This is a genomic window from Paenibacillus sp. OK076 (genome assembly GCF_900110055.1).
Lineage (GTDB): Bacteria > Bacillota > Bacilli > Paenibacillales > Paenibacillaceae > Paenibacillus.
In genome coordinates this window covers 20,016-33,699 of the sequence record NZ_FOCH01000009.1, presented here as the reverse complement: position 1 = coordinate 33,699, position 13,684 = coordinate 20,016, and the positions used below count along the sequence as shown (strand labels likewise).

13 protein-coding genes are annotated in these 13,684 nt (G+C 48.2%); all 13 read left to right on the top strand.

The window, feature by feature from the left end; translation table 11 throughout:
* The first annotated feature begins 230 nt into the window (after positions 1-230).
* The 13 genes from mazG to ftsH all read left to right on the top strand — a co-directional run bounded on the left by mazG (position 231) and on the right by ftsH (position 13,684).
* Complete coding sequence (mazG, locus tag BMY78_RS31000; RefSeq protein WP_090905207.1) at positions 231-1,724, top strand: bifunctional methyltransferase/pyrophosphohydrolase YabN; 1,494 nt, start codon at positions 231-233, stop codon at positions 1,722-1,724.
* Between the two features lie 303 nt (positions 1,725-2,027).
* Positions 2,028-2,300, top strand: a complete 273-nt coding sequence (locus tag BMY78_RS30995; RefSeq protein ID WP_017691362.1) for an HU family DNA-binding protein — start codon at positions 2,028-2,030, stop codon at positions 2,298-2,300.
* On the top strand, positions 2,300-2,578 hold the full coding sequence (locus tag BMY78_RS30990) for an RNA-binding S4 domain-containing protein (protein ID WP_024633720.1): 279 nt from the start codon (positions 2,300-2,302) through the stop codon (positions 2,576-2,578). The genes BMY78_RS30995 and BMY78_RS30990 overlap by 1 nt, the downstream gene beginning before the upstream one ends.
* A 178-nt stretch (positions 2,579-2,756) precedes the next feature.
* Positions 2,757-3,041 carry a sporulation protein YabP gene (gene yabP, locus BMY78_RS30985; RefSeq protein ID WP_053778920.1) on the top strand — a complete coding sequence of 95 codons (285 nt, stop codon included), beginning with the start codon at positions 2,757-2,759 and terminating at the stop codon, positions 3,039-3,041.
* A complete protein-coding gene (gene yabQ / locus BMY78_RS30980; protein WP_090905205.1) occupies positions 3,038-3,607 on the top strand; it encodes a spore cortex biosynthesis protein YabQ in 570 nt (189 codons plus the stop codon). Before yabP ends, yabQ begins: the two co-directional genes overlap by 4 nt.
* A 12-nt stretch (positions 3,608-3,619) precedes the next feature.
* A complete protein-coding gene (locus BMY78_RS30975; RefSeq protein ID WP_090905204.1) occupies positions 3,620-3,955 on the top strand; it encodes an FtsB family cell division protein in 336 nt (111 codons plus the stop codon).
* A 197-nt stretch (positions 3,956-4,152) separates the two neighbouring features.
* Positions 4,153-4,680: a S1 domain-containing RNA-binding protein gene (locus BMY78_RS30970; protein WP_024633724.1), complete on the top strand. Its 528-nt coding sequence runs from the start codon at positions 4,153-4,155 to the stop codon at positions 4,678-4,680.
* A 503-nt stretch (positions 4,681-5,183) separates the two neighbouring features.
* The gene (spoIIE, locus tag BMY78_RS30965) at positions 5,184-7,691 is read left to right on the top strand and encodes a stage II sporulation protein E (protein WP_177185937.1); all 2,508 of its coding nucleotides are present in this window, start codon (positions 5,184-5,186) and stop codon (positions 7,689-7,691) included.
* Positions 7,692-7,776: 85 nt separating this feature from the next.
* Complete coding sequence (locus tag BMY78_RS30960; RefSeq protein WP_090905202.1) at positions 7,777-8,529, top strand: vWA domain-containing protein; 753 nt, start codon at positions 7,777-7,779, stop codon at positions 8,527-8,529.
* Positions 8,513-9,460: a serine/threonine protein kinase gene (locus BMY78_RS30955; RefSeq protein WP_024633727.1), complete on the top strand. Its 948-nt coding sequence runs from the start codon at positions 8,513-8,515 to the stop codon at positions 9,458-9,460. The genes BMY78_RS30960 and BMY78_RS30955 overlap by 17 nt, the downstream gene beginning before the upstream one ends.
* 44 nt (positions 9,461-9,504) lie before the next feature.
* Positions 9,505-10,944, top strand: a complete 1,440-nt coding sequence (tilS, locus tag BMY78_RS30950) for a tRNA lysidine(34) synthetase TilS (RefSeq protein WP_090905199.1) — start codon at positions 9,505-9,507, stop codon at positions 10,942-10,944.
* 53 nt (positions 10,945-10,997) lie between these two features.
* Positions 10,998-11,537 carry a hypoxanthine phosphoribosyltransferase gene (gene hpt / locus BMY78_RS30945; RefSeq protein ID WP_024633729.1) on the top strand — a complete coding sequence of 180 codons (540 nt, stop codon included), beginning with the start codon at positions 10,998-11,000 and terminating at the stop codon, positions 11,535-11,537.
* A gap of 101 nt (positions 11,538-11,638) precedes the next feature.
* On the top strand, positions 11,639-13,684 hold the full coding sequence (ftsH, locus tag BMY78_RS30940; protein ID WP_090905197.1) for an ATP-dependent zinc metalloprotease FtsH: 2,046 nt from the start codon (positions 11,639-11,641) through the stop codon (positions 13,682-13,684).

Sequence of the window (13,684 nt, the reverse complement as noted above, 5' to 3'; positions counted from 1 at the left end):
TAGCGCTACGCCTTCCATTCATCCCCGCTCTCGCATTCTAAAGCGGAGCAGCAGAGGGTGGACAAGTCACAACGTGTCATATGCAAATGCAATTATAGGATAACGTCTAATTCTGGTATAATACGTGTAATTATAGAGCCCTGTTCTGTACGATGTATGGCCCGTCCATGATTGGTTATGATCAAGGATGGAGAGTCGGAACAGGATAGTTCGGATGGAGGCTTACAAAGATGAGTGCAGCTTTGACAGTAGTCGGTCTTGGATCTGGAGATGCAGATCAGCTGACGGTAGGGATCATCAAAAAAATGAAACATGCAGCGACGCTGTATGTACGCACGCTGGATCATCCCGTATTGAATGATCTCAAGCAGGAAGGGTTGGAGATGACATCCTTCGATGCCATTTATGAGGCGAAGGATTCTTTTCCGGAAGTGTACGACGAAATTGCAGACCGGCTGATTGAGGCCGCACGCAAGGGCGAGCCAGGTACCGAGATCGTTTATGCCGTGCCAGGACATCCCATGGTCGCTGAAGCGAGCGTACGCCTGTTGAAGGAGCGCTGCCCGCAAATGGGAATTTCGCTGCGAGTTATGGGTGGGGAGAGCTTTCTGGATGAAGCGTTTATTCGACTTGGATTCGATCCTATTGAAGGTTTTCAGCTACTCGATGCCAGCAGTCTCAATACGGAACTGGTGCAGCCACAGCTTCATACCTTGATTGGACAAGTATATGATGTGTTTACCGCTTCCGACGTAAAACTGTGTCTGATGGATGTGTACCCTGACGATTATCCGGTATTTGTCGGACATGCCTTGGGTGTGCAGGGACAGGAAATCATTCACAAAGTGCCGCTGCATGATCTGGACCGGATTGAAGGGTATGGTAATCTCTCATTGATATATGTGCCCAAAAATACGGATGACGCGCTTCGTCGGCGCTCCTTCGCACGACTGCATGAAATCGTGAATATTCTTCGCAGTCCAGGCGGCTGTCCATGGGATCAGGAGCAGACCCACCAGTCCATTCGTAAAAACCTGATTGAGGAAACCTATGAAGTCATTGAAACGATTGATGAAGATGACCCTGATCACATGAAGGAAGAGCTGGGTGATCTCCTGCTGCAGATTTTGTTGCACGCCCAGATGGAAGAAGAGGTTGGTACATTTAACGTGTACGACGTAATCGAAGGTTTGAACGACAAGCTGATTTTCCGTCATCCGCATGTATTCGGTGAACAACAGGCTGAGAACGCGAATGAAGCGCTGCAAAACTGGGAACAGATGAAGGCAGAGGAGAAAAAGCGCAAGGGACAGGATTTGCAGCAGACTTCTGTGCTGGACGGAATTCCCCGCGACTTGCCTGCCTTGATGAAAGGGTACAAATTACAGAAAAAAGCGGCTAAAGTCGGCTTTGATTGGGATGACGTAGAAGGTGTCTTTGCCAAGATTGAGGAAGAACTGGCAGAGCTAAAAGAAGCAGTGCAGCATAACCAGTCAGCGGAAGAACGGAAGCTGGAACTGGGTGATTTATTGTTTGCAGCTGCCAATGTAGCGAGATTTATTGATACCGATCCGGAGGAGGCGCTTGCCGCCACCAATCGGAAATTCATTCAGCGTTTCCAGTATATCGAGGAGTGTCTGCGTGAACAGGGAAGAACTCCATCAGACAGCAATGTTGATGAAATGGAGCAATATTGGCAGGCAGCGAAGAAGGCTGGATTGTAAAGGGTTCTGGCATTTTGGGCGCTGATCCGATATCATTAGTTGCATCATGCGTATCGTGTCGTCGAAGCATCTCGGACGGGTTGCACGAGAAAGCGTGTGATTAACGGAGAGGTGTTTCGGGTACTGGACTTAGACTGTTCTTGGGCAGGACCGACAAAAAGTGAAAAAAAGTCGAAGACCGAGGCAGGATTTCAGATGCCAAGCCAGAATACATGTGTAGTAACCTTGCGCGGAGCCAGCAGCAGCAGATCTGTTGTCACGGATTCGCAGATACTTTTTTTTCAATTTGGGAGGCTTTTAAAAATGAACAAAACAGATCTGATTAACAACATTTCCACCAAAAGCGGTTTGACTAAAAAAGACGTTGAGTCCGTATTGAACGGCTTTTTGGGAGAAATTACAGATGCACTTGCCAGCGGAGACAAAGTACAACTGATCGGCTTTGGCACTTTTGAGACCCGCAAACGTTCCGGTCGTACCGGACGTAACCCGCAAACAGGGAATGAAATCGTGATTCCTGAGTCCACCGTTCCTGCGTTCAAAGCAGGCAACAAACTTAAAGAAGCCGTAAAATAATGCGTCTTGATAAATTCCTGAAGGTCTCTCGGCTGATTAAACGCCGCACCGTAGCCAAGGACGTTTCCGAACAGGGACGTGTGCTGGTGAACGGACGTGAAGCGAAACCAAGCGCCGCTGTCAAAGTGGGCGATGAGCTTACGGTTCAGTTCGGTCAAAAGCTGGTCACCGTGAAGGTGGAGCGTCTTGCCGAGAGTACCAAGAAGGATGAGGCGAGCAGCCTCTACACCTTGGTTAAGGAAGAGCCGATCGCCAAGGATAACGGTCTGAACTGGTAACAGGGATGCCTGATATACTTTTGTACACATTCATTGCAAAATGAAGAGAAACGCCTTTCCCGTACAGGGAAGGGCGTTTTTGTGTTTCTCAAAAATCGGACATTTGCTTTCAACCAACCTTGGTTCTATTCTGCACTTCTGATCCATAAGCTAGGGTTAAGAAGGAGGGGTACATGCCATGGTTGAGCAAAGTAAGACGAAACAGCATCATCTGAGCATGCAGAATCGGAAACTGCTGGATCTGACGGGTGTCTCCAATGTGGAGAGCTTCGACAGTGAGGAATTTTTGCTGCAAACTGAACTTGGGCATCTGACCATCCGGGGGCACAATTTACATATCAAAAACCTGAGCCTGGAGGACGGTTTGTTATCCATCGAGGGCACTGTCAGTTCTCTTCAATATCTGGACCCCGGTTCTCAGTCCAAAAACGGTAAAGGCCTGTTCGGCAAGATGTTCCGATGAGTCCGGATACTCAATGGATCACATTGTTGTGGATGCTGATGTCGGGAGCCGTGATGGGGGTGGCCTACGACAGTTACCGGGTACTGTCCGGTCAGCTGCGGTTCCCGAGATGGAGCGTCCACACACTAGATCTGTTATATTGGGTCGCTTCCGCGCTGTTCGTCTTCCGGATGCTGTATGCCGGGAACCACGGACAGCTGCGGTTTTATGTCTTTTTGGGGCTGATTATAGGGGTTTGCTTCTATTTTTGGCTTTTAAGTGTTACAACCCAGCGTTTTGTGGTAATGTTAATTAAACTCGCAAGAACGCTGATTCATTGGTGTGGACATATCCTTAACATCCTGATCGTTATGCCCGCTAAAGGACTATACAAGCTAGTGCGCGTATTAATTGGTTTTGTACTCGCCATCCTGTTATTCCTGGGTAAGCTGGTGCTGCAATGTTTGGTACCTTTCGGCAAGTTGTTCCGCTGGATGTTTAGGCCAATCCTGAAACATTGGGTTACGCCACGCTTCCTGATCCGTGCGGGTTCAAGTATCGCAGCGATGTGGAAACGCTGGTTTTAAGGAGGTCCGATAATGGGTAAAACACCTATGAGCAAATTAAAAGGTCCAGCAGGCCAAGGAAAATCTGCAGGTGCCAAAAGGCGTCTCATGCTCTGGATGACCTTTATGGTTGTATTTATCATATGGGCAGGATATACGTTCCTTGTGCAGACTGCGCAAATTTCGGACAAGAGTTCTCGTCTGGCTGCCCAGCAAGCTTCAAAGGAAGAGACCCAGAAGAAGCTGGATCAATTGAAGTACGAAGTCAGTCGGTTGAAGGACCCCGAATACATAGGACAGCTGGCTCGAAAAAAAGGATACTATCTGCCTGAAGAAACACCAATTCAGGTTGAAGAGTCAGGGAACTGATGTAATTTGGCTCATTATCGAGCAAGGATTGTTATCTATATGTCTGAAGCCGTTATACCGGAAAAAATAGGCTATCTTAAGGGGTAGTGCTCAGTTGACCTTGGTTTGCGGCATAAGGTATAATTAAATCAGCACAGCATTGATTTTGGCATTCAAAAATCGGGTTGTATATTTTTAAGGGAGGATCATTTTATTCTATGGCAATTGAAGTGGGCACCAAGTTAGAGGGCAAGGTGACAGGCATCACGCATTTTGGAGCATTTGTGGATCTGTCAGGAGGTGTCACGGGTCTCGTTCACATCTCGGAAATCGCCGACAATTATGTCAAAGATGTCAACGACCACCTGAAGCTTAATGACCTCGTTACCGTTAAGGTCATCAACGTTGACAAGGATGGCAAGATTGGGCTTTCCATTAAGCAAGCTGTTGACAAACCGGTTGAGCAACAAACACAGTCCAGACCCCCAAGAGCTCCTAGACCGGAACGCAGTGGAGGAGATCGCGAACGATTCAGCGGTGGAGGCCCAAGTGGTGGCCAAGGCCGTGGCGGCGGTGGTGGTGGTTTTAACCGTGACCGCGGAGGCCGTTCTTTCAAGCCCGCAGCAGGCAAACCTTCATTTGAGGATAAAATGTCACGCTTCCTGAAAGATAGCGAAGAACGGATCTCTTCGCTGAAGAAGAACACAGAAGGCAAACGTGGTGGCCGTGGAGCCAAACGCGTGTAATCTGGTTCAACCTGATTTAAAATATAAGAAAAACCGTTAGCCTTGGGGCTGGCGGTTTTTTTGCGTTTGTTTTTAATTTTGGAGGCTAACCTGTTCAGATATAGACATTTAACCGGATTCATAGCCGTTTTTGTAAAGTGAAGCTCCATATCCCCAGTTTTTCTGCGCCGGAAAAAAAGTACATAAGAACATTTGTCGTCTACCATTTTTTAGCGACAGGTTTCCGTGGCATTCCACAGGTATCCTGCTCAAATTGTGGCGATGACGAAGCGCGTCCCGTTCAAAATCAGACAAGCACCTTGTCGGCAAGGGTCGTGGCAAATGGATGAAACCACAATAAGGCCGGGGGTTCCGCACCACCGCGCCACGTCTGTTTCTTTTGTCGTAAAGTTTTTGGACCCTACCCACCAATTGTGACAAACTACGTCTTCTATTCTATCTATAATCAGAACCATCGAGAACGAAACACGAAAATTAAATTAATCGAATGGGGTGCCTTGAGGATGATGGAAAAGTGGAATGTCATTCAATTTCCGGGAATGAAAGCTGGTAAAGGAGGTACAGAAGCTCGGGAGGAGCTGTCGGTACGTCTCAAACAGTGGATTAGCTCCCGCAAGGCCGTCCAGATCGTTGCTGCACGTAAATGGGTGCTGCTTCTTACCTTTATGGGATTTTTACTGGGCAAGGCCATGATTCTGAATGAATTATCGCCCTTTGCGATTGCCTACTTTGCGGTTATTGCTTTCATGCGCAGGGATTACATCATTCCGGTAGGAGCCGCGCTGCTGGCAGGGAGCCTCTTCGCCCCATTTCCGGTACCTCTAATTGTTGCTTCGGAGCTCGCCATCTTCTATCTGTTGTTCAGAGGACTGGAGTCTTATGACCGCGCTGAATTATCTTATGCACCAACGATGGTGTTTACGACTACTTTTATGGTCAAGTTATTCGCCGTCGTCATTGGACCGTCTTTCAGCTGGTACGCCATGCTGATGCTTACGATGGATTCCGTACTCAGCTTTGTGCTTACCCTGGTTTTCATACAGGCCATACCGATCTTCACGTATCGCAAAAAAAAATTCAACCTAAAGAACGAGGAGATCCTCTGTCTGATCATCTTGCTGGCTTCCGTGATGACGGGGGCGGTGGGCTGGACAATTCAGTCCCTATCTGTGGAGCATATGCTCTCCCGGTATCTCATTCTGATCTTCGCGCTGGTGGGCGGAGCCCCCCTCGGAGCCTCGGTTGGGGTCATTACTGGCCTCATTCTGAGTTTGGCCGATATGTCGGCGGTATATCAGATGAGTCTGCTTGCTTTTGCTGGCATGCTGGCGGGTATGCTTCGGGAAGGAAAACGTGCGGCGGTTGCTCTGGGCATGCTGCTGGGTTCCTCTATTCTATCCATATATCTGGGTGGTCCGGGAGATGTCATGAATTCTTTATGGGAAACGTGTGCAGCGATCGTTCTGTTTATGCTGACGCCAAAAAGCATGCTGACGGCCATATCCAAATATGTTCCTGGCACGCAGGATCATACGAAGTCGCAGCATGAATATGCGAAGCGGATCAGGGATGTCACCGCAGAACGGGTCACCCGCTTCTCGCAGGTATTCCGTCAGCTGTCACGCAGCTTCGATCAGATGTCCGGCGCGGGGGAGCCGGTACAGAACGAAGGCGGGATGGAGCATTTCATGAATGCTGTAGCCGAAGGCACATGTTCAGGATGCTTTAAGAAGGCGCAGTGCTGGGATTCGAAGTTTATTCAAACCTATAAATATATGACCGATGTGATGAGTTCCATTGAAGCCAATCCGGAGATGTCAGGCAAGCAGATTCCGGTGGAATGGAACAGGGTATGTGCGAAACCGGAGGAGGTACTTGAAGTGATGCGCGCCCAGTATGGTCTGCATCAACATAACATGCAATGGAAACGTCAGATTATAGATAGTCGACAGCTGGTTGCTGAGCAATTATCAGGGGTATCCCAGGTAATGGAGGACTTGGCCAAAGAAATTCAACGGGAAAGTGAGGAGATGGTACAGCAGGAGGAACAGATTCGGGATGCGCTTGAGTCGTTAGGTCTGTCCATACATTCTATTGAAATCATTAATCTGGAAGCGGGGAATGTGGAAATTGAGATTGTCCATGCCTATACACGCGGATTTGACGAGTGCCGGAAAATGATCGCTCCGCTGATCTCGGATGTACTAGACGAGCATATTGCCGTCTTGAATGAGTCCATGCTCGACCCTCGCCAAGGGCTGGCGACAGTCACCTTCGGCTCTGCCAAAACGTTTGAGATAACAACGGGTGTTGCCGCTGCCGCCAAAGGGGGAGATGTGATGTCCGGGGACAGTTTCAGTACGGTTGAACTGGGAAATGGCACATTTGCAGTTGCGCTTAGCGACGGCATGGGCAATGGCGAACGGGCACGAATGGAGAGCAGTGCTGCGCTAAATATACTGGAGCAGCTGTTACAGTCGGGCATGGATGAGAAGCTGGCGATCAAATCGGTCAATTCCGTTCTGATGCTGCGTTCTCCTGAAGAAATGTATGCAACGGTGGATATGGCTCTGATCGATGAATATACGGCAGAGACCACGTTTATGAAAATCGGCTCGACGCCAAGCTTTATTAAACGAGGGCAGGAGGTTATTCAGGTTTCGGCAAGCAATCTGCCGATTGGTATTATCAAAGATATTGAGGTGGATCTGGTAACCGTACAGCTCCAGCCAGGGGATGTTTTAATTATGATGACAGATGGTATCTATGATGCACCGGGGTATGCCGTCAATAAAGAACTATGGATGAAGCGACTCATTCAGGAAATTGATAGTGATGATCCTCAGGAGGTAGCGGATTGTCTGCTTGAAAGTGTTATTCGTTATCAGCAACATGAGATCTATGATGATATGACTGTAATTGTAGGCAAAATAGAACATTATCGCCCGGAGTGGGCCACATTGAGAGTACCCGGAATAAGCCGGATGGAGCGTCCGCGTACCGTTAGTTAATTGCATATTCCTCTGTTTGAAGTCTCTTCATTCTGGCAATGCTAGTCATAGAGTTGGAGAGTAACCCAAAACGGAGGGATATCGGATGAAACAAATCTTGTTGATCACCGACGGTTGTTCCAATGTAGGTGCAAGCCCGGTGCTGGCAGCGGCGGAAGCACGTGAAGAGGGAATTACGGTCAACGTGGTCGGTGTTATTGATTATGGAACCATTGGTGAGCTGGGGAGTCGGGAGATCGAGGATATTGCCAAAGCCGGAGGTGGAATCAGTCAGATCGTAGGCACCAGGCAGCTTGCGCATACGATGCAGATGATGACAAGAAAAACGGTGGTTCAGACCATTCAACAGGCGGTTAATAGAGAGTTAACACAAATTCTGGGAGAGCACGAGCCCAAAACGGTATCAGACCTTGAACCTGCTAAACGTGCGCAGGTCGTTGAAGTGATGGATGATATGGCCGAGACAACGCCACTTCAGGTCGTTCTTCTCATTGACGTAAGTGCCAGTATGAAGCCGAAGCTTGCTGCTGTGGAGGAAGGGATTCGGGATTTAATGCTTAGCTTGCAGGCACGTATGGGTCAGAGCCATCTTTCCGTCTTTCATTTTCCTGGACGACATAGCGGAGAAGAAGCTGTCATGGACATCGACTGGACAGCTGATCTGAGCCGTGTTCGTTCACTATTTGGACGTTTGCAAATGAAGGGAGCGACGCCGACAGGCCCTGCGATTCAAAGGGTGATTGATTTTTACCGTTATGGTACACTGGAGGGACAGCAGGAAATAGAAGGGAACTATCGCATTGAAAGAGAAGGGATGCTCGGTGACAACGTTGTCTGACGCCTCTTTCCCGCCAGGAACAGTCATCACAGGGAAATGGAATCGCAGCCGTTATACGATTCGGAAGCTGCTGGGCAAAGGAGCCAACGGCATCGTTTTTCTTGTCCAGCGGGGTGAGAATGGCAAACATTATGCGCTTAAAATGGGATTTGACCCTGTAGATCTGCAATCAGAAATTAATGTGCTCAAATCTTTTCAATTACAGCGTAATCATGAGGCCCTTCGGCAGAGTGGCATTCCTTCTTATCTGAAAGATGTGGATGATTACGCCATTCGTGGTCGTGATATTCCCTTTTATGTGATGCGTTACGTTCGGGGGGAATCTCTGCACCACTTCATTCGGCGTCAGGGAACGGATTGGACACTTCTGGTTGGACTCAGACTATTGCAGAAACTGGCTCAATTGCATCAGGCTGGATGGGTGTTTGGCGATCTCAAACCTCAAAATGTACTGGTATCGGATTATGGGCAGGTAGAACTTATCGACTATGGTGGAGTAACTTCTATTGGCCGGAGCGTCAAGCAGTTCACTGAATGGTATGATCGCGGATTCTGGAATGCGGGCAGCCGAACAGCAGATGGTACCTATGATGTGTTTGCTTTTGCGCTATTATTGATTCATGTACTTGAAGCTGATGCACTCAAAGCGCTGGCTGCAGAAGGATTACCCCAACTGCGAAGTGTGAACCAACTTACAGCTCTTGTGGAGCGCAGCGAACGTCTTCGCCCCTTTCGAAACTGGACTATTCAGGCGTTACGAGGTCAGTTTCAGGATGCCGGACACGCTGCTAAGGTCTGGAAAGAGATGATGGCACGTCCTTCTCCTCTTCGTCGCCGTTCCAAAAGTACAACACCGCGTTGGCTCAAAAATGCATTTGCTGTATCCGTTATATTACTTATTGGGGTACTCATCTATGCACTACGATTCTGACCTGTGAGAGTGCATATACATAACGTAAGGAATGAGGAACAGGTATGGAGGCTTTACGCTGGAACAAGCTGGTGAATAACGTGCTGGATGCAGCGGAAGAGCATCAGTTATGGGTTCCCGGGGATCGGATTGTCGTCGCAGTATCGGGCGGACCGGACTCGGTAGCTTTTTTGCATATCATGCATGAGATCAGTACCAGGCATGTCCCGCTGGAGTTAATCTGCGCCCATGTACATCATGGTTTTCGGATTGAATCCGATCATGAAGCCGAGATGATGAAGGAACTTGCGCACCGTCTTGGCATAGCATTTGAATGGGTGAAGGCCGATGTACCTTCTTATATGAAGCTTACCGGTCAAGGTCCTCAGGAGGCCGCGCGCAACAAACGATATGAGTTTTTGCATGAAGTGGCTGCCAAATACGATGCGGCAAGCATTGCACTGGCCCATCATGCCGACGATCAGGCAGAGACGGTTATGCTTCATTTGCTGCGCGGTAGTGGGCTATCCGGACTCGCGGGAATGAAGTTTAAACGGCGAGAAAAAAATGTGGAACTTATTCGTCCATGCCTTCGTATAAACAAGACAGACCTTGTAGAAGCTTGTAATACCCAAGGTTTTCTGTATTTTAATGATGAAAGCAATTCCCTGCGTAAATATCGGCGTAATGCCATTCGCTTGGATGTGCTTCCTTTTTTGGGGCAATATAATGGGCAGTTGACGCCGTCTTTGAATCGACTTGCCGAAATCGTGGGCGATGAAGACGATTTCATGGAACAAGGTGCATATGACGCATACAGGTGTCTAGTGCAGGCGAACGGCGGAAGGCAAACCTTTGAGGTGCCTTCCTTTTTGAAGTTACATGTCGCTTTACAACGAAGGTTGATTAAACTAATATTGAATTATCTGCCTTTGGACAGTGATTTTGTCGACTTTACCCGTATTGAGACCATTCGCCGCAAGGTTATTCAGCCTGAAGCGACGACCTGGAGCCTGGATATAGGACAGACACTCGCCTGCACCCGGGAGTATGATCTGATCTCTTTCGGCGTACGGACTGACGTACAGGGTCAATCTTACGAATATCGTCTTGCTCAATCGAGCGGAACCTATGAGCTTTCTCTCACGGAAATCGACCGGCATGTTCGGCTCGTTCCGATGAGTCCCGAGGACTATCATGTACCAGAATCGGCGGATCATGCCGCATTTGATGCAGATCAACTGCTTATGCCGCTGGTTGTGCGTTCACGGTTACCTGGAGATACCATGAAAGTGATGGGATTAAACGGAAGCAAAAAGGTGAAAAATATTTTCATCGATGAGAAAATTCCCCCTTCTGTCCGTTCACGGGTTCCCGTGGTATGTGATGGAGCAGGCAATATCATCTGGTTACCGGGTGTTCGCCGGTCTAGTGTAGCTCCTGTAAGGGAGGATACTTCCGCAATCCTGTACATGACTGTAGGCGATTCAGCGATTCAGGGGTAGTGGTTATGGTTCAGGTAAGGCTTTCATATGTATAACTTAGGAGGTTCGCACAGTTGCAGAACGACATTCAGGAAGTATTGATCAGTGAAGAAGAGATTCAGAGTAAAATCAAGGAATTAGGCGCAACAATAAGTGCCGAATATGCAAATCGCAATCCTTTGGTCATTTGTGTGCTGAAGGGTGCGTTTATATTTATGGCTGATTTGGTTAAGAACATTACGGTACCTGTTGAGATGGATTTCATGGCAGTATCGAGTTATGGCGCTTCCACCAAATCATCCGGCGTGGTCAAAATCATTAAGGATCTGGATGAATCCGTTGAGGGACGCGAGGTTCTGATTGTAGAGGACATTATTGATAGTGGACTCACGCTCAGTTATCTGATCGAACTCTTGCAGAACCGCGGTGCTGAATCCGTCCGCGTGGTTACGCTATTTGACAAGCCTTCAGGTCGCAAAGTCGAACTTGAAGCCCATTACACCGGCTTTGACATTCCGGACGCATTCATCGTTGGCTATGGCCTGGATTATGCGGAGAAGTACCGGAACCTCCCTTACATCGGGATTCTGAAACCGGAAGTTTACAGCAACTAATGCTTAAGCTAGTTCCAAGCCCATATCTGTTGGTGGCTTCTGTTGAGAAGCCATGTTGGGCTATGTTAAAATAATTAAAGTGTCTCGAGAGGAGGTAGGGGATGAATCGGTTCATCCGGAATTCTGCTTTTTATTTGATTCTTTTTTTAGTTGTGGTGGGGATAGTCCAGTTCGTCAGCAATGGCGGCGAAGCCACCGATAATCCTAGATATGATCAGTTGCGCGCGGCGATCAAGGCCAATAACGTCTCTGAATTGACGGTTCAATTCAACGGTCAGACGTACCTCGTGACCGGTCAATACAGGGAGACGCCTGACGGAGCCAAATCAGAAAATTTCTCAACGTATATTCCTCCTACGGATGAGGCAATTAGTGAGCTTGTAACTGCAAGCGAAACGAACAAATTCCAATATCATCAGGAACCTATGAAAGGTGACAGCATCTGGTTGACGTTGCTGACTTCCTTTATTCCTTTGATCATTATGTTCCTGCTGTTCTTCTTCCTGTTTAATCAGGCTCAAGGCGGCGGCGGTAAAGTAATGAACTTTGGTAAAAGCCGTGCTCGTCTCTATAACGAAGAGAAGAAACGGGTTACATTTGAAGATGTTGCGGGTGCTGACGAAGAGAAGCAGGAGCTTGTTGAAGTCGTGGACTTCCTCAAGGACCCTCGTAAATTCGCAGCAGTAGGTGCACGGATTCCTAAAGGCGTATTGCTTGTGGGTCCTCCGGGTACAGGTAAAACCTTGCTCGCTCGTGCTGTTGCCGGTGAAGCGGGTGTACCATTCTTCAGCATTTCCGGTTCTGACTTCGTTGAAATGTTCGTCGGTGTCGGTGCATCTCGTGTACGTGACTTGTTTGAAAATGCGAAGAAAAACGCCCCATGTATTATCTTTATCGATGAGATTGATGCTGTAGGACGTCAGCGTGGTGCTGGTCTTGGTGGTGGTCACGACGAACGTGAACAAACACTCAACCAGTTGCTCGTTGAAATGGACGGATTCGGAGCCAATGAAGGTATTATCATCGTTGCTGCAACGAACCGTGCTGATATTCTGGACCCTGCCTTGCTGCGTCCAGGACGTTTTGACCGTCAAATCACGGTTGATCGCCCTGACGTGAGAGGTCGTGAAGCGGTTCTGAAAGTACACTCACGCAACAAACCACTCACCAAAGATGTGAAGCTGGACATTATTGCGAAGCGTACTACCGGATTCTCCGGTGCAGATTTGGAAAATCTCTTGAATGAAGCGGCATTGCTTGCGGCACGTCGTAATCGTAGAGATATTTCCATGCGTGAGGTAGACGAAGCGATTGACCGTGTCATTGTGGGTACGGAGAAGAAAAGCCGTGTTATCAGTGACCGTGAAAAACGTATTGTTGCTTATCACGAAGCAGGTCATACCATTGTAGGTTACTTCCTGGAACATGCCGATATGGTACATAAAGTTACCATTATTCCGCGCGGACGTGCGGGTGGATATGTAATCATGTTGCCAAAAGAAGATCGTATGCTTGTAACTAAGCAAGAATTGCTGGACAAAATTACTGGACTCCTTGGCGGCCGTGTTTCCGAAGAACTCTTTATCGGGGAAATCGGTACCGGTGCATACAGTGACTTCCAACAAGCTACGGGTATTGTCCGTAGCATGGTTATGGAGTATGGTATGAGTGAGAAGCTGGGACCTATGCAGTTCGGTAGTTCGCAGGGACAGGTATTCCTGGGTCGTGATATCGGTCACGAACAGAATTACTCAGATTCCATCGCTTACGAGATCGATCAGGAAATGCAACGCTTTATTAACGAATGTTATGAGAAGTGTAAAGACTTGCTCGTTAAACATTCCAAAGAAGTGCATCTGATCGCTCAAACGTTGCTGGAAGTGGAAACATTGGAAATGGATCAGATCAAACAATTGATCGAGACCGGTTCCCTGACTCCAAAAGATGAAAACAGCAACGATGGCGAAGGTACGCCTAGCGAAGGCGGAGAAGCGATCATCGACAACATCGGTGATGTACGTGTCCGTATCCAAGGCAAAGATGAAACGCCTGAGCCACCAGCCGGAGATATTCCTAACGAAGCTCCGAACCTGGATAAAGGAAACAGTAATGACCCAGATGATGGTGGAACGAAGCCAACGTCTTAA